Below are 20,089 nucleotides of genomic sequence, written 5' to 3'. Positions count from 1 at the left end.
CAGACGGTTCCTCATCAGCTTGTTTCTATGCCCTGGGCTTATCAATAACCCTTTGGCTTGTGAGGCCGATCCTATGGGGTTACATTAAATAACTCAAATTCATATTTTTTATGCTTTGGATAACCAACTGGAATACGAACCATGGATCTGGCCAACCTCAATGCGTTTATCGCCATTGCCGAGACCGGCAGCTTCTCCGGCGCCGGGGAACGCCTGCATCTGACCCAACCGGCGATCAGCAAACGCATCGCCGGGCTGGAACAACAATTGAACGTGCGACTGTTCGACCGCCTGGGTCGTGAAGTCGGCCTCACCGAAGCCGGCCGCGCCCTGTTGCCCCGGGCTTACCAGATTCTCAACGTGCTGGATGATACCCGCCGCGCCCTGACCAACCTGACCGGCGAAGTCAGCGGCCGCCTGACCCTGGCCACCAGTCACCACATCGGTTTGCACCGTTTGCCGCCACTCTTGAGGGAATTCACCCGCCGCTACCCACAAGTGGCGCTGGATATTCAGTTCCTCGATTCGGAAGTGGCCTACGAGGAAATTCTCCACGGCCGCGCCGAGCTGGCGGTAATCACTCTGGCCCCGGAGCCGCACACGCTGGTCAAAGCCACGCCGGTGTGGGACGACCCGCTGGATTTCGTGGTAGCGCCGGAGCATTCGCTGATCAGCAATGGCGCCGTGAGCCTGGCGGACGTTGCCGGTCATCCGGCAGTTTTTCCCGGCGGCAACACCTTTACTCATCACATTGTCCAACGCTTGTTCGAAGCCCAAGGGCTGACGCCGAACATCGCCATGAGCACCAACTACCTGGAAACCATCAAGATGATGGTGTCCATTGGACTGGCCTGGAGTGTTCTGCCCCGTACCATGCTTGACGAACAGGTGGCGCGCATACCTTTGCCGGGCATACAGCTCAGTCGCCAGCTAGGCTATATCGTGCACACCGAACGGACGCTGTCGAATGCGGCAAGGGCTTTCATGGCCTTGCTGGATGCGCAAATCGATCTGCCAGGGACTCCCGGCTAACTTGTGCTACTCCTATAGAGCCGCTGTCCCTGTGCCTAACGCCACCATCAGCTCAAGGCCTGTTAACAATGCCGAAATCTGTTGACCGAATTCCGCCGATGCCGCGTATTCAGGCCATTGATCCGCGACGTTCCGAGCAGAGCTGGGAGAGTGCGCCGCAACTGCTCGCCGCACTCAACGGCGCCCGGCTCGGCGCCTGGTATTGGGACATCGAGCGTGGTCAGATCAGCTGGTCACGGGGCACTCAGGCGCTGTTCGGCTTCGATCCACGTCAACCGTTGCCCCAGGATCTGGAATATCTCGACCTGCTGCCGCCCGAAGACCGGGCGAAAACCGTGCGCGCCTTCCACGCGGTGATTGCCGGCGCGCCGCTGGAACAGGCGATGCACCACCGTATCCGCTGGCCCGACGGCAGCCTGCACTGGCTGGAAATCAGCGGCAGCCTGCTGCCGGACAAAAACGGCCGTCCCCGAATGATCGGGGTGATTCGCGAAATCACCCACCAGCGTCAACGCGAGCAGGCCCTGAGCAGCTCGGAGAAACGTTTCGCCACACTCTTTCATCTTTGCCCGAACATGGTGCTGCTGACGCGCCAGGAAGACGGCCTGATCAGCGAGGCCAACCAGTATTTCGAAAGCTTGTTCGGTTGGCCGGTGCAGAGCGCCATTGGCCGCACCACTCTGGAGCTGGGCCTGTGGGTACACCCCGAACAACGTGCCGAACTGGTGAAAAAGACCAAGGCCAAAGGCGAACTGGTCAGCATGGAAGTGCAGTTTCGCGCCAGCAACGGACAGATTCATGACGGCATTCTCAGCGCGCAGAAGGTCGAGCTCGAAGGCCAGCCGTATCTGCTCAGCACGTTCCTCGACACCACCGAGCGCAAAGCCGCCGAACACGCCTTGAAAGACAGTCAGGAACGCCTTGATCTGGCGCTGGATTCGGCGCAGCTCGGCACCTGGGACTGGCACATTCCCAGCGGCATGCTCTACGGCTCGGCGCGGGCCGCGCAGTTGCATGGGCTGGAACCGATCCCGTTTCACGAGTCATTCGAAGAGTTTTTCGAAGGCGTGCCCGGTGAGGAGCGCGACAGCATGCGCGACGCCTACCGCAGCCTGCGCGAGGGCCCGGCCGGCAACTATCAGCTGACTTATCGCGTGCAACTGCCCGACGGCAGCTCACGTTATCTGGAAAGCCGCGCCCGCCTCTACCGCGACGAGAACGGCGCGCCGCTGCGCATGGCCGGGACCTTGCTGGACATCACCGATCAGGTCGAGCGCGAGCAACGCCTGGTGGCCTCGGAAGAGAAATTCGCCACGCTGTTTCAGGTCAGTCCGGACCCGATTTGCGTCACCCGTCAGGACAGCGGCGAGTTCATCGAAATCAACAACAGCTTCACCCAGACCTTCGGCTGGAGCGCCGCCGACGTGATCGGGCGCACCGCCGAGGACATCGGCCTGTGGGACGCCTCGGCAAAGAGCCTGCAACGCATCGAACGCGTCATCCGCGAACAGGGCCTGAGCAATGTCGCGATCATCGTCCAGCACAAGGACGGCCAGTCGCTGACGTGTGTGATTTCCAGTCGGCAGATCAGCGTCGGCAATCAGCCGTGCATCGTCACCACCCTGCGCGACATCACTCAACAGCAACGCTCCGAGGCCGCACTCAAGGCCAGCGAAGAGAAATTCGCCAAGGCGTTCCACTCCAGCCCCGACGCGATCACCATCACCGAGCGCGACACCGGGCGCTATCTGGAGGTCAACGACGGTTTTTGCCGCCTGACCGGCTATCGCGCCGACGAGGTGGTGGGCAAGACCGTGTATCAGATCGGCATCTGGGCCGAAGAGAAACAACGCTCGGCGCTGCTCGCCGAACTGCAGATCAAGGGTCGCGTGCATCATCAGGAAATGCTCGGACGCAACAAGCGCGGCGAGTTGCTGACGGTGGAGGTGTCGATCGAACCGATCACCCTCAACGAAACCGCGTGCCTGCTGCTGACCGCGCGCGACGTCAGCCTGCTGAAAAATGCCGAGGCGCAGATCCGCCACCTGGCCTATCACGACCCGCTCACCAATCTGCCCAACCGCGCCTTGCTGATGGATCGCCTGAGCCAGCAGATTGCCCTGCTCAAGCGCCACAACCTGCGCGGTGCACTGCTGTTCCTCGACCTCGATCACTTCAAGCACATCAACGACTCGCTGGGTCATCCGGTCGGCGATACGGTGCTGAAAATCATCACCGCGCGGCTTGAAGCCAGCGTGCGCATGGAGGACACGGTGGCGCGTCTCGGCGGCGATGAATTCGTGGTACTGCTCAGCGGCCTCGAAGGCACGCGCAACGAGGTCAGCGCGCAAGTGCGAGAACTGGCCGACACCATTCGCGAGCTGCTGTCGGAGCCGATGTTCCTCGACGGCCAGCGCCTGCAAGTGACACCGAGTATCGGCGTGGCGCTGATTCCCGACCACGGCTCGACCCCGACCGACCTGCTCAAGCGCGCCGACATTGCGCTGTACCGGGCCAAGGACTCCGGGCGCAACACCACGCAGATGTACCACAACACCATGCAGAAAGCGGCCAGCGAACGGCTGCGCATGGAGACTGACTTGCGTCTGGCGCTGTCCCGTGGCGAATTCAACGTGCACTACCAACCGCAGGTCGACGCACAGGACAACCGCATCATTGGCGCCGAAGCGCTGGTGCGCTGGAACCATCCGGAACTGGGCGCGCAATCGCCCACCGAATTCATCAAGGTGCTGGAAGACAGCGGCCTGATTCTGGAAGTCGGCACCTGGATCCTCGACGAGGCCTGCGAGGCGTTCAAACAATTGATCGCGCTGAAACTGGTCGACCCGCTCAACTTCAGCCTGTGCGTGAACATCAGCCCACGACAATTCCGCCAGAACGACTTCGTCGAACGCATCGAACACAGCATGAGCAGCCACGGCCTGCCCTGCTCGCTGCTGAAACTGGAGATCACCGAAGGCATCGTCATCCAGAACCTGGAAGACACCATCAGCAAAATGCGTCGCCTGAAAAAACTCGGCGTGAGCTTCGCCATGGACGATTTCGGCACCGGCTATTCATCGCTGACTTACCTCAAGCGCCTGCCGGTCGATACTCTGAAAATCGACCAGTCGTTCATCCGCGACGCAACCACCGACCCCAACGACGCCGAGATCATCCGCGCTATCGTCGCCATGGCCCGCAGCCTGGAACTGGAGGTGATTGCCGAAGGCGTGGAGACGCCGGAACAACTGGCGTTCCTGCAAGGGCTGGGCTGCCATTTGTATCAGGGCTATCTGCACAGTCGGCCGGTGGCGTTGGAGGCGTTGAAAAAGATGCTCGAATGACGAGCACAAAAAAGGGCGCCAGTGGCGCCCTTCTTTTTTGCTCGGCCTTATTGCAGAACCGGCTTCTGCGCTCCGTTGATCGGGATGCGCTTGGCTTTCGCTTCTTCCGGGATCACCCGCAACAAGTCGATGCTCAGCAGACCGTTGCTCAGATCGGCGGCCTTGATCTCGATGTGATCGGCCAGGCGGAAGGACAGCTTGAAAGCCCGCTGGGCAATGCCTTGATGCAGGAAGGTCACGCCTTCGTTGGCATCACGCTTGCCGCCACTGATGGTCAGCACACCCTTCTCGACTTGCAGCTCCAGGTCTTCTTCCTGGAAACCGGCTGCCGCTACGACGATGCGGTATTGATCGTCACCGTGTTTTTCCACGTTGTAGGGTGGGTAGGTGCTGCCTGGCTCGTTGCGCAGCGCGGTTTCGAACAGGTCGTTGAAACGGTCGAAACCCACCGAGGAACGGAACAGTGGTGCCAGGGAAAATGCAGTACTCATGGTTCAAATCTCCTGAAAACAATCAGCAAGGTTTTTTGACTCCGCGACCCGAATTCGGCATCGCGTAACCCTTAGATAGGGACCGCCAAAATGATTTCAAGAGAGTATTTGCAGATTTTTTTCAGGCTGCGGCGGCGACCGGCAAACCCAGCAAACGCGAGACCTGGTCCGGTTCTGTCTCGCGACGCAGCACGGTAAACAGCTCGGTCGCCTCGGGATAATTGCGCGTCAGCATCGCCAGCCACTGCTTCAAGCGACCCGGCGATTGGCGTGCGGTCATCTGCGCTTTGGCTTGCAGCCAAAAGTCCTGAATCAGCGGCAGCAGCTCGGCCCAGCTCATCTCGACCACGTCTTCACCAGCGCGCGCAGCGGCGATCTGCCTGGCAAGATCCGGGCGCGATACCAGACCACGTCCGAGCATGATGTCTTCGACGCCGCTGATCTCGCGGCAGCGGCGCCAGTCCTCGACGCTCCAGATATCACCGTTGGCGAACACCGGCACCTTGACCACGTCCTGCACCCGCGGAATCCACTCCCAATGCGCCGGCGGCTTGTAGCCATCGACCTTGGTGCGGGCGTGAACCACGATGTGTTCGGCGCCGCCCTCGGCCAGCGCTGTCGCGCAGACCAGCGAGCCGTCAGGGCTGTCGAAACCGAGGCGCATCTTCGCGGTGACCGGGATGTGCGCCGGCACGGCACGACGCACGTGCTCGACGATGCTGTTCAGCAGCTCCGGCTCCTTGAGCAGCACCGCCCCGCCCCGGGATTTGTTGACGGTCTTGGCCGGGCAGCCGAAGTTCAGGTCGATCACTTGCGAGCCGAGTTCGCAGGCCAGCGCCGCGTTTTCCGCCAGGCACACCGGATCGGAACCCAACAATTGCACGCGCAGCGGCACGCCGGAACGGGTGCGGGCGCCGTTGAGCAGCTCCGGGCCGAACTTGTGGAAATAAGCCGGGGTGAGCAGCTGATCGTTGACCCGAATGAATTCGGTCACGCACCAGTCGATGCCGCCAACGCGGGTCAGCACGTCGCGCAGGATGTCGTCGACCAACCCCTCCATGGGCGCCAAGGCAATTTGCATGGGAAAAACACTACTCAGGAAGAAAAAACGTGCGGCAGTTTACTGGATTAAGCCAGTTAAACCCACGACCACCTGTAGGAGCTGCCGCAGGCTGCGATCTTTTGACTTTGATTTTTAAGGATCACAATCAAAAGATCGCAGCCTGCGGCAACTCCTACAGGGATTGGGTCAGGCTGGGGACTGGATCGCCGGGCCGTAACCCTCGATGAACTCCGCCGGCATGCGCTTGGGTTTGCCGCTGGACAGTTCAATGCAGACGAAGGTGGTCTGGGCGCGCAACAGGGTGGCGTTGTCGCTGGGGCGGATCAGCTGGAAGTGCCGGGTCATTTTCAGACGCTGATCCCAATCGACGATCCAGGTGGCCAGTTGCAGTTCGTCGCCTTCGTAGGCCGCCGCCAGGTAATCGATTTCGTGCCGCACCACGGCCATCGCCCGATCCAGGCGCCGGTACTCGACCAGATCCAGCCCCAGACGCTGCGAGTGGCGCCAGGCGCAGCGTTCGAGCCAGGTCACGTACACTGCGTTGTTGGCGTGGCCCAACCCGTCGATGTCCTCGGCGCCTACTTGAAGATCAATGGTGAACGGCGTTGCCCGATCCCAGCCCATGCCCCACTCCCGGTCAGATGATTCAACCGGGGCAGTGTAACGGATGTCAGGCCGATTGCCGCGCCTGAAGGCTGCGCCCCGCCAACAGTGATAACACGCCATCAACCACCCGGGGGTCGGCCAGCACGCGCTGGTGACCGCCGCTTTCCAGGCGCAGCAGGCGACTGTCGAACCAGGACTCGTGGATCAATTGCGATTCTTTGACCGAGACGAAATTGTCGTCCTCGGCATGCACGATCAGGCCCGGCATATCCAGTTGATAGTGCGCGACATCAAGGGTGGCGGCGCGCATGCCGACGTCCTGCTCGACCTGGCGGATGAACGCCGATCGGGCCCGCGGTGGCATGCCGACATAGCGGGCAAAACCGCGCAGTACGCCGAGGATCCGTGCGGGGGCTGCGATGCTCACAAGGGTTTCGGTGCGCAGGCCCAGTTGCACCGCGAGCATGGCACTGGCGCCGCCCATGGAGTGGCCGATGACGGCTTGAAGAGGAGGCAATTCGGCGGCCGCTTCGAGCATGGCGCGGGCGAACAGTACAACGTTGGCTTCACGCCCCGGCGAACGACCATGGGCCGGGCCATCGAGGGCAACGACCGTGTAACCGGCCTCGACCAGCGCCGTGATCAATGCCGCAAACTGGGTGGGCCGCCCTTCCCAGCCGTGCATGAGCAGCACCGCAGGTCCCTGCCCCCAACGCAGCGCCGACAGGCCGAAGCGCAGCGTGATGCGTTCGGCACTCGCCAGCAGCGGCAGCTCCCAATCGCGCAGCGGCAACGTGCGCGGCGTCATGAACGCGGCGCGCATTTTCTTCGCTACCTGCTTTGGTGCAATCCAGCCCAAGGTGCCATTAACGCCACGAACCCACTTCAACGTGTTCATCGCTCTCTCCTCAGGCGTATTGCCTTCAGGTCAACGCACCGCCGACTTGGCAGCGCGCAGCAATCGATCGGATAAATCGCCCGGGCCCAACGCTCGCGCCAGCGCCAGACCACCCACCATCAAGGCCACATCGGCCAATGCCTTGTCGGTGTCCTCGGGGCTGGACGCCAACTGCGCAATCATCAGTTCCAGGTGTTCGTTCAGTGCGATGCGGAAGGATTCCGGCAGACGCCCCAGTTCACCAATCGAAGCCGGTATCGGGCACGCAGCGTCGCTGGAATCCCGATGCTTGCGCGACAGATAGAACGCAGCAACCAGGGCGCGACGCTCTTCGCCGGTCAGCTCGGCGTCCATGTCGGCAATCAGGTCGCGTCGACGGCTGAGCAGTTGCTTGAACGCTTCGAGCATCATCGCGTCCTTGCTTTCGAAGTGCGCGTAGAAACCACCAACAGTCAGGCCGGCGGCGCCCATCACTTCGCCTACGCTGGGATCCGCCGGACCCCGTTGCATCAGCGCAGCGCTGGCAGCCTTGAGGATGCGTTCGCGGGTTTGAGCTTTTTTATCGTTCATCGTTGCCTCCGAATATTACGACTAGAATATTATTCGCATAATAATATTCTGCAAGTCGAGGATATGACCGCTGGTCTGAAGCACAGTGTAAGGAAAATGGAGAATTGGCCAAACGCCAGACAAACAAAAGGGCCATTCAATAATTGAATGACCCTTATAAATCCCGCAGAGCGGGTAATCGTGGCGTCCCCTAGGGGACTCGAACCCCTGTTACCGCCGTGAAAGGGCGGTGTCCTAGGCCACTAGACGAAGGGGACACAAACCCTTCTATACAGCTGATCAGTGCTGAGATCTGATCTGATTCAAGGCCGGTGTGGCCAGACCTTGAACTGTAAAATTGGTGGAGCTAAGCGGGATCGAACCGCTGACCTCCTGCATGCCATGCAGGCGCTCTCCCAGCTGAGCTATAGCCCCGGATTTTTCGCCTCGCGGCGGAGCGACATCTTGCAACATCACTTCTGTAAAACTGGCGTCCCCTAGGGGACTCGAACCCCTGTTACCGCCGTGAAAGGGCGGTGTCCTAGGCCACTAGACGAAGGGGACGCAAACCCTTCCATACAACTGATCAACGCTGAGTGTTGATCGCTTCGAAGCCGGTGTGGCCAAGCTTCGAAGTGTAAATTGGTGGAGCTAGACGGGATCGAACCGTCGACCTCTTGCATGCCATGCAAGCGCTCTCCCAGCTGAGCTATAGCCCCTCATCGTTGATGTCATCGCTGAGGACGGGGCGAATCTTAAGGGCGTATCGAAAGCCTGTCAAACTTATTTTTGAAAAATTTCAAAGTTTTTTGTCGGCATAACAATCACTTACCGCCCTCCCCCCGAAAATCCGGGAGGTTTACGCACACCGCCGACCTTTAGGAGCTGGCGCAGACTGCGGTCTTTTGCCGTTGGTCTTTAGAAGCAAGAGCAAAAGATCGCAGCCTTCGGCAGCTCCTACACAAGCCGCAAGCGCTTAGGCGATAGCGCCCAGCAGCTTTTCCCACTCTTTGTTTTCTTTCTTCGACACGCCACCCAGCAGGTCAATCGCCTGGCGCAGACGGAAACGGGTCAGGTCCGGGCCGAGGATTTCCATCGCATCGAGCACCGATACCGAACTCGCCTGCCCGGTAATCGCGGCAAACATCAGCGGCATCGCGTCACGCAGCTTCAGCTCAAGGAATTCGACCACCGCCTGAATCGTTGCGGTGATGCTGTCCTTCTCCCACTGACGCAGGCTTTCCAGCTTCCACAGGATCAATTGCATCAACTGACGCACCTGATCGCCCGAAAGCTTCTTCGACTCGAACAGCTTGGCATCCGGATTGACACCACCGGCAAAGAAGAACCCGGCCAACGGTGCAACCTGGCTGAAGGTTTCCACGCGGCCCTGGACGTGCGGCGCGATCTTCATCATGTATTCGGAGTTGAACGCCCACTTCTGCACGCGCGCGGCGAATTCCTCCACCGGCAGGTCACGCAGCCACTGGCCGTTGAGCCACGACAGCTTCTCGATGTCGAAGATCGGCCCGCCGAGGGACACACGCTTGAGGTCGAAGTTGTCGACCATTTCCTGCAGCGAGAACTTCTCGCGCTCGTCCGGCATCGACCAGCCCATGCGACCGAGGTAGTTGAGCATCGCTTCGGGCATGAAGCCCATGCGCTCGTAGAACGTCACCGAGGTCGGGTTCTTGCGCTTGGACAGCTTGCTCTTGTCCGGGTTACGCAGCAGCGGCATGTAGCACAGCTCTGGTTGCTCCCAGCCGAAGTATTCGTACAGCAGAATCAGTTTCGGTGCCGATGGCAGCCATTCTTCGCCGCGCAGCACATGAGTGATGCCCATCAGGTGGTCGTCGACCACGTTGGCGAGAAAGTACGTCGGCAGGCCGTCGGTCTTCATCAGCACTTGCATGTCCATGCGATCCCACGGGATCTCGACATCGCCACGCAGCATGTCCGGCACTACGCAAACGCCTTCGGTCGGCACTTTCATGCGGATAACGTGCGGCTCGCCAGCGGCCAGACGCGCCGCGACTTCTTCCTTGGACAGCAGCAGCGCGCGGCCGTCGTAGCGCGGGGTTTCGCCGCGCGCCATTTGCTCGGCGCGCATCTGGTCCAGTTCTTCAGCGGTGCAGAAGCATGGGAACGCGTGGCCCATGTCCACCAGTTGCTGGCAATACTTCTGATAGATATCGCCACGCTCGCTCTGCCGATAAGGACCGTGCGGGCCGCCGACGTCCGGGCCTTCGCTCCAGTCGATGCCCAGCCAGCGCAGGGCGTCGAAGATCTGCTGCTCGGACTCGCGGGTCGAACGCAACTGGTCGGTGTCTTCGATGCGCAGGATGAACTCACCGCCATGCTGCTTGGCAAAGCAGTAGTTGAACAATGCGATGTAAGCGGTACCTACGTGGGGGTCCCCGGTAGGCGATGGCGCGATGCGAGTGCGGACGGTGGTCATGGCATGTCTCGAAAAGAATGAAAAGCAAAACAATCAAGCGGCGAATGGTAACAGGCGACACCCGCCCCGCTCCAGCGGGCAGGGCATTTAAGCCAAGTTTGCGGCTGGAACACCCATAGAGCGTGGCGAATGGCCGAATATCGGTCGACGGCATTTACCGTGTATCGGCTTCGTGCCAGATTCGTCCCCTGATAACTTTCCTTACAATTCCTCGACTACAGTTTGCCCATGCCTGCCCAACTCAAGCGTCGCCTGTTCGTTTTCCTGCTGCTGGTTCTGTTGATTGCCGGGGGCTTCTTCGCCCATTGGTTTTTCAAGGGACGCTTTTATGAAAGCACCGACAATGCCTATGTCCAGGGCGAGATCACCCGCGTCTCCAGCCAGTTGAGCGCGCGCATCGACGAAGTGCTGGTGCAGGACAACCAGCACGTGGAAAAAGGCCAGTTGCTGGTGCGCCTCGAACCCAATGATTTCCGCCTGGCGGTCGATCGCGCCAATGCCGCCCTCGCCACCCGCGAAGCCGAGCGTTTGCAGGCGCAGAGCAAACTGACTCAGCAATCGAGCCTGATCGCCGCCAGCGACGCGCAAGTGGCCGCCTCCCAGGCATCGCTGGGTCGCTCGCAGATAGATCTGTCTCGCGCTGAAGCCCTGCGCAAGCCTGGTTTTGTGTCCGAGGAACGGGTCACCACCCTCTCCGCCGACAACCATATCGCCCGCTCGCAAGTGGCCAAGGCTCAAGCCGATGCGCAGAGCCAGCGCCAGCAGGTCAACGCACTGACCGCCGAGATCAAACGCCTCGACGCGCAGATCGCCAACGCCCGCGCCGATCTGGCGCAAGCCGAACTCAACCTGACTCGCAGCGACATTCACGCGCCGATCAGCGGCATGGTCGGCCAGCGTGCCGCGCGCAACGGCCAAGTGGTGCAGGCCGGCGCGTACCTGCTGTCGATAGTCCCGGACGAAGACATCTGGGTGCAGGCCAACTTCAAGGAAACCCAGATCGGCCACATGGTCCCCGGCCAAAAAGCCGAACTGACTTTCGACGCCTACAGCGACACGCCGATCGAGGCGCGTGTCGACAGTCTGTTCGCCGCCTCGGGTGCGCAGTTCAGCCTGTTGCCGCCGGATAACGCCACCGGCAACTTCACCAAAGTCGTGCAGCGGATTCCGGTGAAATTGACGTTCAAGGCTGACAATCCGTTGCATGGCAAGATCCGTCCGGGCATGTCGGTCACCGCCACCGTGAACATCAAAGACGCCCCAGACAATGGCCGGTGATCAACTGATCCGCCCGGTCGGCGAACCGACCCGGCGGGACTGGATCGCGGTGATGAGCGTGATGCTTGGCGCCTTCATGGCAGTGCTCGACATTCAGATCACCAACTCTTCGCTCAAGGACATTCAGGGCGCGCTGTCAGCGACACTGGAAGAAGGCTCGTGGATTTCCACCTCCTATCTGGTGGCGGAAATCATCATGATTCCGCTGACCGCGTGGCTGGTGCAGTTGCTCTCGGCACGACGGCTGGCAGTGTGGGTGTCGCTGGGGTTTCTGGTGTCATCGTTGCTGTGCTCGATGGCCTGGAGCCTCGAAAGCATGATCGTCTTTCGCGCCATGCAGGGCTTCACCGGCGGTGCACTGATCCCGCTGGCATTCACCCTGACCCTGATCAAACTCCCCGAACACCATCGCGCCAAAGGCATGGCGATGTTCGCCATGACCGCGACCTTCGCCCCATCCATCGGACCGACCCTCGGCGGCTGGCTCACGGAAAACTGGGGCTGGGAATACATCTTCTACATCAACATCCCGCCGGGGCTGATCATGATCGCCGGGCTGATGTACGGACTGGAGAAGAAAGAAGCGCACTGGGAGCTGCTGAAAAGCACCGACTACATCGGGATTCTCACGCTGGGTGTCGGCCTCGGCTGCCTGCAAGTCTTTCTCGAAGAAGGCCACCGCAAGGACTGGCTCGAATCGAACCTGATCGTGACCCTCGGCAGCATCGCCCTCCTCAGCCTGATCACCTTCGTCATCGTGCAGATCTCCAAACCCAACCCGCTGATCAACCTTGGCATCCTGCGCAATCGCAACTTCGGCCTGTCGAGCATTTCCAGCCTGGGCATGGGTGTCGGCTTGTATGGCTCGATTTATCTGCTGCCGCTGTACCTGGCGCAGATCCAGAACTACAACGCCCTGCAAATCGGCGAAGTGATCATGTGGATGGGCGTGCCACAGCTGTTCCTGATTCCGCTGGTGCCGAAGCTGATGAAGTTCGTTTCACCGAAGTGGCTGTGCACCCTGGGCTTCGGGCTGTTCGGGCTGGCGAGTTTTTCTTCGGGGGTGCTCAACCCGGATTTCGCCGGGCCGCAGTTCAATCAGATCCAGATCATCCGGGCGCTGGGCCAGCCGCTGATCATGGTGACCATTTCGCTGATCGCTACCGCATACATCCTGCCGCAGGACGCGGGATCGGCGTCGAGCCTGTTCAACATCCTGCGCAACCTCGGCGGCGCAATCGGCATTGCCCTGCTCGCCACGCTGCTGGATGCGCGCACCAAGACTTACTTCGATTATTTGCGTGAGGCGGTGGTGCCGACCAATCCGCAAGTGGCCGAGCGGCTGGCGTCGATGACCGACCGTTTTGGCAGTGACACGGCGGCGTTGGGCAAGTTGAGCGAGATCGTGCATCAGCAGGCGCTGATCATGGCCTACAACGACGCGTTTCACTTTGTCGGGATTGCGCTGGGGGTCAGCATGTTGGCGATTTTGTTGACCAGGAAATTGCCGCAGGGATTGAAGGCTGGGGAGGCTCACTGATTTTTGTGGTGACTGGACCGGCCCTTTCGCGAGCAAGCTCGCTCCCACAGGGGTTTTGTGAACGACACAATTCCAATGTGGGAGCGAGCTTGCTCGCGAAGAGGCCCGATCAGGCGATGAAGTTCAAACCGCCAAAAGCCGCTCACGCAGTTTGGCAATCTCATCGCGCATCTGCGCCGCTGCCTCAAATTCCAGATCCCGCGCCAACTGGTACATCTTCTCTTCCAGCGCGCGAATGCGTTTGGTGATTTCGCTCGGCGAGCGCAGTTCGGCTTCGTACTTGGCGTTTTCTTCGGCAGCCTTGGCCATACCCTTGCGCTTCTTGCTGCGCGAGCCGGGCACGGTGGCGCCTTCCATGATGTCGGCGACGTCTTTGAACACCCCTTTGGGCGTGATGCCGTTGGCGAGGTTGAAGGCAATCTGCTTGTCGCGACGACGCTCGGTCTCGCCAATCGCTCGCTCCATCGAACCGGTGATGCGGTCGGCGTAGAGAATCGCCCGGCCATTGAGGTTGCGCGCGGCCCGGCCGATGGTCTGAATCAGTGAGCGCTCGGAACGCAGGAAGCCTTCCTTGTCGGCGTCAAGAATCGCTACCAGCGACACTTCCGGCATGTCCAGACCTTCACGCAGCAGGTTGATCCCCACCAGCACATCGAAGGTGCCCAAGCGCAGATCGCGGATGATCTCGACCCGCTCGACGGTGTCGATGTCCGAGTGCAGATAGCGCACGCGCACGCCGTGGTCGGCGAGGTAATCGGTGAGGTCTTCGGCCATGCGCTTGGTCAGCGTGGTGACCAGCACTCGCTCTTCAAGCGCCACACGCTTGGTGATTTCCGAGAGCAAGTCGTCAACCTGGGTCAGCGCCGGGCGCACCTCGACTTGCGGGTCGACCAGACCGGTTGGACGCACCACTTGCTCGACCACGCGACCGGCATGCTCGGCCTCGTAGTTGCCCGGCGTCGCCGAGACAAAAATCGTCTGCGGGCTGACCCCTTCCCACTCGTCAAAACGCATCGGCCGGTTGTCCAGTGCCGACGGCAAGCGGAAGCCATATTCCACCAGCGTTTCTTTACGCGAACGGTCGCCCTTATACATCGCGCCGACTTGCGGCACGCTGACGTGGGATTCGTCGATCACCAGCAAGGCGTCGGCCGGCAGGTAGTCATAGAGCGTTGGCGGCGCGGCGCCGGCAGGACGCCCGGACAGGTAGCGCGAGTAGTTTTCGATACCGTTGCAGTAACCCAGTTCGAGGATCATTTCCAGGTCGAATCGGGTGCGCTGCTCCAGGCGCTGGGCTTCCACCAGTTTGTTGCTGCTGCGCAGGTATTCGAGACGTTCCTGCAGCTCGACCTTGATTCCCTCGATGGCGTCGAGCAGGGTTTCGCGCGGTGTCACGTAGTGACTCTTCGGATAGAAGGTGAAGCGCGGCATCTTGCGGATGACTTCGCCGGTCAGCGGGTCGAACGCGGAAATGCTCTCGACCTCGTCATCGAACAGCTCGATGCGGATCGCTTCCAGATCGGATTCGGCCGGGTAAATGTCGATCACGTCGCCGCGTACACGGAACGTCGCGCGGGCAAAATCCATGTCGTTGCGGGTGTATTGCAGGTCGGCCAGACGCCGCAGCAAAGCGCGCTGATCGAGTTTGTCGCCGCGATCGACGTGCAGCACCATCTTCAAATAAGTTTCCGGGCTACCGAGACCGTAGATGCACGAGACCGTGGTGACGATGATCGCGTCCTTGCGCTCGAGCAACGCCTTGGTTGCGGACAGACGCATCTGCTCGATGTGGTCGTTGATCGACGCGTCCTTCTCGATGAAGGTGTCGGACGACGGCACATAGGCTTCGGGCTGGTAGTAGTCGTAGTAGGAAACGAAGTATTCGACGGCGTTGTTCGGGAAGAACGCCTTGAACTCGCCATACAGTTGCGCAGCGAGGGTCTTGTTCGGCGCCAGCACCAGCGTCGGGCGCTGTACCTGCGAGATGACATTGGCGATGCTGAAGGTCTTGCCCGAGCCGGTCACACCGAGCAGCGTCTGGTGCGCCAGCCCGGCTTCGATGCCTTCGACCAATTGGCGGATAGCTTCTGGCTGATCGCCGGCGGGCTCGAAGCGGGTGACTAGCTGGAATTCGGACATACACACCTCTGGGATCGCGGCTCGCGCAGAAAACAGCCGAGCTGCGGGGATGACCGCAAACGACCGTTGTCGCCCAAGGAAAAACGAAGATTGTGCTCAATGTGGAGCCGATTGCCTCGCCTTTCAAGGCAAACGTCCTACATCCGGCAAAGTCTCTGACAGAGTCAATCGACTAACGGTCAAGAAATAATCGGAAAAACTTGCTGGAAAAGCTGAATCGCCTGTCGCCATTGCTCATTAATGGCCTCTATACTAGCTCCCCGTTTGTGCACCGCTCTAGTGCATTCGGCTGGAGCGCGACACGTCCCTCCACTCTCCATTCAGAGCCGCCGTAATAATGAGCCTGTTCTCCGCTGTCGAAATGGCACCACGCGATCCAATCCTGGGCCTCAACGAAGCATTCAACGCCGATACCCGGACCACCAAGGTCAACCTGGGTGTAGGTGTTTACTGCAACGAAGAGGGGCGAATTCCCCTGCTGCGCGCGGTGATAGAAGCCGAAACCATTCGCGCTGCTCAGCACGCCTCCCGTGGCTACCTGCCGATCGACGGCATCGCCGCCTACGACCAGGCCGTGCAAAAGCTGCTGTTCGGTAACGACTCGCCGCTGATCGCTGCCGGTCGCATCGTCACCACTCAGGCTGTCGGCGGTACCGGCGCGCTGAAAATCGGTGCCGACTTCCTCAAGCAACTGCTGCCGAACGCCGTCGTGGCGATCAGCGACCCGAGCTGGGAAAACCACCGTGCGCTGTTCGAAACCGCTGGCTTCCCGGTGCAGAACTACCGTTACTACGACGCCGCCACCCACGACGTGAACCGTGCCGGCATGCTCGACGACCTCAATGCCCTGCCGAACGGCTCGATCGTTGTGCTGCACGCCTGCTGCCACAACCCGACCGGCGTCGACCTGACCCCGGCCGACTGGAAGAATGTGCTGGACGTGGTCAAGGCCAAAGGTCACGTGCCGTTCCTCGACATGGCTTACCAGGGTTTCGGCGACGGCATCGACGAAGACGCCGCAGCCGTGCGTCTGTTCGCTGAATCGGGCCTGACTTTCTTCGTTTCGAGCTCGTTCTCCAAATCGTTCTCGCTGTACGGCGAGCGCGTTGGCGCCCTGTCTATCGTCAGCGAATCGAAAGAAGAAAGCGCGCGCGTGCTGTCGCAGGTCAAGCGCGTGATCCGCACCAACTACTCCAACCCGCCGACTCACGGTGCCAGCGTTGTCGCCGCCGTGTTGAACAGCCCGGAACTGCGCGCCCAGTGGGAAGCCGAACTGGCAGAAATGCGCCTGCGCATTCGCGGCATGCGCGAGCAGATGGTCGCCCTGCTGGCCGAGAAAGCCCCGCAGCGTGACTTCAGCTTCGTCGGCCGTCAGCGCGGCATGTTCTCCTACTCCGGCCTGACCACCGAACAGGTGCATCGCCTGCGTAACGAGTTCGGCATCTACGCCCTGGACACCGGCCGCATCTGCGTCGCGGCACTGAACCAGAGCAACATCAAAGCGGTAACGGATGCGATCGTTCAGGTCATCTGATTCGCCTGGCAATGAAAAACGGGAAGCCTTGGGGCTTCCCGTTTTTTATTTGTCCGAAGGAATGCAACATTCCCTCTAAACTGCATACAAATCTGAACTGTGGGAGCGAGCCTGCTCGCGAAATCGGTGTATCAGCCAAAGATCATGGCGACTGATCCGACGCTTTCGCGAGCAGGCTCGCTCCCACAGGTTTCGTATATATCCAGGAATAACCCACATGAAAAACGACAACCTGCGCGCTGACCGAGACGACCTGGATGACTTCATCCCCCGCGCCCCGGCCAAACGCGACAAAAGCCTGGTGCTGCAAGTGGCAGCCGGGGTTTTCCTCGGCGGCCTGGCCCTGTGGCTGGTGCAACTGGCGGCCACGGCGTTGTACGCAAAGCTGCTGATGGGCACCCTTACATTCGGCGGCTGACAGCCGTTCGGCAAAAAAAGAATCGGCAAAGCTTGACTAGTCTTTTTAAATCAGTAACATACGCACCAATTCCGCAATAGCTCAGTTGGTAGAGCAAATGACTGTTAATCATTGGGTCCCTGGTTCGAGTCCAGGTTGTGGAGCCAAATAGCAAAGCCCCTGAATCGAAAGATTCAGGGGCTTTTTTGTGGGCGCTCGAAAAGTCAAAAGATCGCAGCCTTCGGCAGCTCCTACATGTGGAATGCGTTCCCCTGTAAGAGCTGCCGAAGGCTGCGATTTTTTGATCTTCAAACGAAAAGGCCGAACTACAGTTCGGCCTTTTTCACTCAATCAGCGATCAAACGTGTTCGCTGCTCTTCATCTGGGTCTTCGGCGCCCCATGCCCATGATCGTGGTCATCAGGCTCGACTACCGGCACTTCTTTGCCATCGCAATCGTGCAGCTTGCCGTCGCTGAAGTAGTCACCCTCACGCAACGCCGCCAGGTCGCGATAACGCAGAGTGCGCTCTTCCGCAGCCGCAAACACCGACTGCTGATCCGAGTTGCCGGCAGTGAAGTGGTTGAAGGCCAGGTTCAGCACAATCGCCATGATCGCCGATGAACTGATGCCCGAGTGGAAAATGGTCGCGAACCAGCTCGGGAAATGATCGTAGAAGTTCGGCGCGGCAATCGGGATCATGCCGAAGCCGATCGAGGTCGCGACGATGATCAGGTTGACGTTGTTGCGGTAATCGACCTTCGACAGCGTACGGATGCCGCTCGCCGCCACCGTACCGAACAGCACGATACCGGCACCGCCCAGCACTGAGGTCGGCACTGCGGCAATCACCCGCCCCATGAACGGCAGCAGGCCGAGGATCACCAGGAAGATACCGCCGGTGGCCACCACATAACGACTCTTGATCCCGGTCACCGCCACCAGCCCGACGTTCTGCGCGAAGGCGCTTTGGGTGAACGATCCGAAGATTGGCGCAAACATGCTCGACAGCATGTCGGCGCGCAAACCGTTGCCCAGGCGTTTGGAGTCGACCTTGGTGCCGATGATCTCACCGACCGCCAGAATGTCCGCCGAGGTTTCCACCAGGGTCACCATGACCACGATGCACATCGACAGGATCGCGGCGAAGTGGAAAGTCGGCATGCCGAAGTGGAACGGTGTCGGGAAGCCGAACATCGGCCCTTGAGCGACACCGGAAAAATCCGCCATGCCGAGGAACACCGCCAGCACCGTGCCGATCACCATGGCCAACAGGATCGACAGGCGCGAGATGGTCGAACTGCCGACCTTGCTCAGCAACAACACCAGCACCAGCGTGACCGCCGCCAGCCCGATGTTCTGCATGCTGCCGAAGTCCGGCGCATGGCTGTTGCCACCCATGGCCCAGCGCGCCGCCACCGGCATCAGCGTCAGACCAATGGTAGTGATCACGATACCGGTGACCAGCGGGGGGAAAAACTTGGTGATTCGCGAGAACACCGGGGTGATCAGCAAGCCGATCAACGACGCGGCAATCACCGCGCCCAGCACCGACTGGAAGCCGCCCTCCCCGCCACTGCTGACGATCGCGACCATGGTCGCCACACCGGAGAACGACACGCCCTGCACCAACGGCAACTGACAGCCAAAAAACGGTAGACCCAGGGTTTGCAGCAGTGTCGCCAGCCCCCCCGCAAACAATGAAGCAGCAATCAACAAACCAATGTCCGCCGGCGACAGCCCGGCCGCCTGGCCAATGATCAGTGGCACCGCAACGATACCGCCGTACATGGTCAGAACATGTTGCAGGCCGTAAGCCATATTCGCGCCGACCCCGAGATTTTCGTCCTCGGGCCGTTGGTGTGAAACATGGGGCGTTTTCATGTGGGGGGTTCCCTGGTTTTTGTTATGCGCACACTGTATTCAATACTCGGGACAAATGTCCATAGAGTTGTATACAACTTATCGGTCACATAATGGATAGGTAGCCACCCAAGCTTCTATCCCGCCACCTCTAGCTCCCACAAATCCGGCAACACATCCCCTCCTGCCCCCGGTTTTTATCGCACTAGGCTGAAGTGTTCATGGCGACCAGCGGTGCATTGGCGCCCTTTTTTATACATATAAAGTATGCATAATGAAGTCATTCGAAATTCAGTACGACAAAAGCAAGAACGCAGCCAACAAACTCAAGCACAGGGGTGTCAGCCTTGCCGATACCGAGCCGGTCTTTCACGACGAACGCGCGCTGACGATCGAGGACAACGACCATGACGAACAGCGCTGGATCACCCTCGGCCTGGATGGCAAAGGGCGTTTGCTGGTGGTTGCGTACAGTTATCGCGAAGCCAACGTCGCACGAATCATTTCTGCACGTGTCGCCACACCGAGCGAGCGTTGCGCTTACTTTCTGGAGGCTTGAACGATGAAAGACGAATACGACTTCTCGCAGGGCAAACGCGGTGCCTTGGCGCCCGCCAAGGGCAAGACCCGCATCACCATCATGCTCGATGACGCCGTCATCGAAGCCGCCCGCAACGTGGCGGAAAACGAAGGTTTCGGTTATCAGACGGTGATCAACAACACCCTGCGCCATGCCCTGCTGGAGCCTGGCAGCAAAACGCAGGAGGCCGAGCCGCCCCACTCCGGGCAATTCAAGAAAGGCATCACCGCCGCCGACCTCAAGAGCCTGGAAAAAAAGCTCTCGGCGGCGGTCGGTGAAATCCGCCGGGTACTGGAACCGGAGGCAAAGCCCTGAG

16 protein-coding genes and 5 tRNA genes are annotated in these 20,089 nt (G+C 60.2%); 9 read left to right on the top strand and 12 right to left on the bottom strand.

Features of this window, described 5'->3' with window-relative positions; all coding sequences use genetic code 11:
* Nucleotides 1–141: 141 nt before the first annotated feature.
* Together OC71_RS06625 and OC71_RS06620 are read left to right on the top strand one after the other, a co-directional pair.
* The gene (locus OC71_RS06625; protein WP_041066034.1) at nt 142–1,032 is read left to right on the top strand and encodes a LysR family transcriptional regulator; all 891 of its coding nucleotides are present in this window, start codon (nt 142–144) and stop codon (nt 1,030–1,032) included.
* A gap of 68 nt (nt 1,033–1,100) precedes the next feature.
* Entirely contained in the window at nt 1,101–4,379 is a 3,279-nt protein-coding gene (locus tag OC71_RS06620; protein WP_041066032.1) for a PAS domain S-box protein, read from the top strand.
* Between the two features lie 47 nt (nt 4,380–4,426).
* Here OC71_RS06620 and OC71_RS06615 read toward each other — a convergent pair whose 3' ends face one another.
* The 10 genes from OC71_RS06615 to gltX form a co-directional block, all read right to left on the bottom strand.
* A complete protein-coding gene (locus OC71_RS06615; protein WP_007969230.1) occupies nt 4,427–4,870 on the bottom strand; it encodes an Hsp20 family protein in 444 nt (147 codons plus the stop codon).
* 121 nt (nt 4,871–4,991) lie between these two features.
* Entirely contained in the window at nt 4,992–5,951 is a 960-nt protein-coding gene (locus tag OC71_RS06610; protein WP_041066025.1) for a tRNA-dihydrouridine synthase, read from the bottom strand.
* A 168-nt stretch (nt 5,952–6,119) separates the two neighbouring features.
* Nucleotides 6,120–6,557, bottom strand: a complete 438-nt coding sequence (locus tag OC71_RS06605; protein ID WP_041066021.1) for a thioesterase family protein — start codon at nt 6,555–6,557, stop codon at nt 6,120–6,122.
* Between the two features lie 46 nt (nt 6,558–6,603).
* Nucleotides 6,604–7,437, bottom strand: a complete 834-nt coding sequence (locus tag OC71_RS06600) for an alpha/beta fold hydrolase (protein ID WP_041066018.1) — start codon at nt 7,435–7,437, stop codon at nt 6,604–6,606.
* A 30-nt stretch (nt 7,438–7,467) separates the two neighbouring features.
* Entirely contained in the window at nt 7,468–8,007 is a 540-nt protein-coding gene (locus tag OC71_RS06595) for a TetR/AcrR family transcriptional regulator (RefSeq protein WP_041066015.1), read from the bottom strand.
* Between the two features lie 181 nt (nt 8,008–8,188).
* Nucleotides 8,189–8,264: transfer RNA gene (locus OC71_RS06590), tRNA-Glu, on the bottom strand.
* An 81-nt stretch (nt 8,265–8,345) separates the two neighbouring features.
* A tRNA-Ala gene (locus OC71_RS06585) sits at nt 8,346–8,421 on the bottom strand.
* A gap of 53 nt (nt 8,422–8,474) precedes the next feature.
* Nucleotides 8,475–8,550 (bottom strand) — tRNA-Glu (locus tag OC71_RS06580).
* 79 nt (nt 8,551–8,629) lie between these two features.
* Nucleotides 8,630–8,705: transfer RNA gene (locus OC71_RS06575), tRNA-Ala, on the bottom strand.
* A 257-nt stretch (nt 8,706–8,962) separates the two neighbouring features.
* Nucleotides 8,963–10,444 carry a glutamate--tRNA ligase gene (gltX, locus tag OC71_RS06570; RefSeq protein WP_041066012.1) on the bottom strand — a complete coding sequence of 494 codons (1,482 nt, stop codon included), beginning with the start codon at nt 10,442–10,444 and terminating at the stop codon, nt 8,963–8,965.
* 228 nt (nt 10,445–10,672) lie between these two features.
* Here gltX and OC71_RS06565 point away from each other — a divergent pair, with 228 nt between their 5' ends.
* Nucleotides 10,673–11,722 (top strand): HlyD family secretion protein, encoded by a 1,050-nt coding sequence (locus OC71_RS06565; protein ID WP_041066008.1) that lies wholly within the window; start codon nt 10,673–10,675, stop codon nt 11,720–11,722.
* Nucleotides 11,723–11,771: 49 nt separating this feature from the next.
* On the top strand, nt 11,772–13,262 hold the full coding sequence (locus tag OC71_RS06560) for an MDR family MFS transporter (protein ID WP_174376744.1): 1,491 nt from the start codon (nt 11,772–11,774) through the stop codon (nt 13,260–13,262).
* 123 nt (nt 13,263–13,385) lie between these two features.
* Here OC71_RS06560 and uvrB read toward each other — a convergent pair whose 3' ends face one another.
* Nucleotides 13,386–15,401, bottom strand: a complete 2,016-nt coding sequence (gene uvrB / locus OC71_RS06555) for an excinuclease ABC subunit UvrB (protein WP_041066000.1) — start codon at nt 15,399–15,401, stop codon at nt 13,386–13,388.
* A gap of 337 nt (nt 15,402–15,738) precedes the next feature.
* Here uvrB and OC71_RS06550 point away from each other — a divergent pair, with 337 nt between their 5' ends.
* The 3 genes from OC71_RS06550 to OC71_RS06540 all read left to right on the top strand — a co-directional run bounded on the left by OC71_RS06550 (nt 15,739) and on the right by OC71_RS06540 (nt 17,499).
* On the top strand, nt 15,739–16,935 hold the full coding sequence (locus tag OC71_RS06550) for an amino acid aminotransferase (RefSeq protein WP_025111170.1): 1,197 nt from the start codon (nt 15,739–15,741) through the stop codon (nt 16,933–16,935).
* Nucleotides 16,936–17,152: 217 nt separating this feature from the next.
* Entirely contained in the window at nt 17,153–17,353 is a 201-nt protein-coding gene (locus tag OC71_RS06545; RefSeq protein ID WP_041065993.1) for a hypothetical protein, read from the top strand.
* 70 nt (nt 17,354–17,423) lie between these two features.
* Nucleotides 17,424–17,499 (top strand) — tRNA-Asn (locus OC71_RS06540).
* A 191-nt stretch (nt 17,500–17,690) separates the two neighbouring features.
* Here the strand turns inward: OC71_RS06540 and OC71_RS06535 are convergent.
* The gene (locus OC71_RS06535) at nt 17,691–19,214 is read right to left on the bottom strand and encodes a nucleobase:cation symporter-2 family protein (RefSeq protein WP_041065990.1); all 1,524 of its coding nucleotides are present in this window, start codon (nt 19,212–19,214) and stop codon (nt 17,691–17,693) included.
* Nucleotides 19,215–19,467: 253 nt separating this feature from the next.
* Between OC71_RS06535 and OC71_RS06530 the strand changes: the two genes are divergently transcribed.
* Both OC71_RS06530 and OC71_RS06525 read left to right on the top strand, forming a co-directional pair.
* A complete protein-coding gene (locus tag OC71_RS06530) occupies nt 19,468–19,752 on the top strand; it encodes a BrnT family toxin (protein WP_041065987.1) in 285 nt (94 codons plus the stop codon).
* 3 nt (nt 19,753–19,755) lie between these two features.
* The gene (locus OC71_RS06525) at nt 19,756–20,088 is read left to right on the top strand and encodes a BrnA antitoxin family protein (protein WP_041065984.1); all 333 of its coding nucleotides are present in this window, start codon (nt 19,756–19,758) and stop codon (nt 20,086–20,088) included.
* The last annotated feature ends 1 nt before the right edge of the window (nt 20,089 follow it).

Source organism: Pseudomonas sp. W15Feb9B (assembly GCF_000828175.1).
Lineage (GTDB): Bacteria > Pseudomonadota > Gammaproteobacteria > Pseudomonadales > Pseudomonadaceae > Aquipseudomonas > Aquipseudomonas parakoreensis.
Note: the sequence above shows the minus strand (reverse complement) of the source record. Positions and strands in the feature narration are given on the sequence as shown.

Bases quoted from the DNA above. Each gene is read 5' to 3' on its own strand.
- OC71_RS06625 (WP_041066034.1), top strand. From the start codon at position 142: ATGGATCTGGCCAACCTCAATGCGTTTATCGCCATTGCCGAGACCGGC.
- OC71_RS06620 (WP_041066032.1), top strand. From the start codon at position 1,101: ATGCCGAAATCTGTTGACCGAATTCCGCCGATGCCGCGTATTCAGGCC.
- OC71_RS06615 (WP_007969230.1), bottom strand. From the start codon at position 4,870: ATGAGTACTGCATTTTCCCTGGCACCACTGTTCCGTTCCTCGGTGGGT.
- OC71_RS06610 (WP_041066025.1), bottom strand. From the start codon at position 5,951: ATGCAAATTGCCTTGGCGCCCATGGAGGGGTTGGTCGACGACATCCTG.
- OC71_RS06605 (WP_041066021.1), bottom strand. From the start codon at position 6,557: ATGGGCTGGGATCGGGCAACGCCGTTCACCATTGATCTTCAAGTAGGC.
- OC71_RS06600 (WP_041066018.1), bottom strand. From the start codon at position 7,437: ATGAACACGTTGAAGTGGGTTCGTGGCGTTAATGGCACCTTGGGCTGG.
- OC71_RS06595 (WP_041066015.1), bottom strand. From the start codon at position 8,007: ATGAACGATAAAAAAGCTCAAACCCGCGAACGCATCCTCAAGGCTGCC.
- gltX (WP_041066012.1), bottom strand. From the start codon at position 10,444: ATGACCACCGTCCGCACTCGCATCGCGCCATCGCCTACCGGGGACCCC.
- OC71_RS06565 (WP_041066008.1), top strand. From the start codon at position 10,673: ATGCCTGCCCAACTCAAGCGTCGCCTGTTCGTTTTCCTGCTGCTGGTT.
- uvrB (WP_041066000.1), bottom strand. From the start codon at position 15,401: ATGTCCGAATTCCAGCTAGTCACCCGCTTCGAGCCCGCCGGCGATCAG.
- OC71_RS06550 (WP_025111170.1), top strand. From the start codon at position 15,739: ATGAGCCTGTTCTCCGCTGTCGAAATGGCACCACGCGATCCAATCCTG.
- OC71_RS06545 (WP_041065993.1), top strand. From the start codon at position 17,153: ATGAAAAACGACAACCTGCGCGCTGACCGAGACGACCTGGATGACTTC.
- OC71_RS06535 (WP_041065990.1), bottom strand. From the start codon at position 19,214: ATGAAAACGCCCCATGTTTCACACCAACGGCCCGAGGACGAAAATCTC.
- OC71_RS06530 (WP_041065987.1), top strand. From the start codon at position 19,468: ATGAAGTCATTCGAAATTCAGTACGACAAAAGCAAGAACGCAGCCAAC.
- OC71_RS06525 (WP_041065984.1), top strand. From the start codon at position 19,756: ATGAAAGACGAATACGACTTCTCGCAGGGCAAACGCGGTGCCTTGGCG.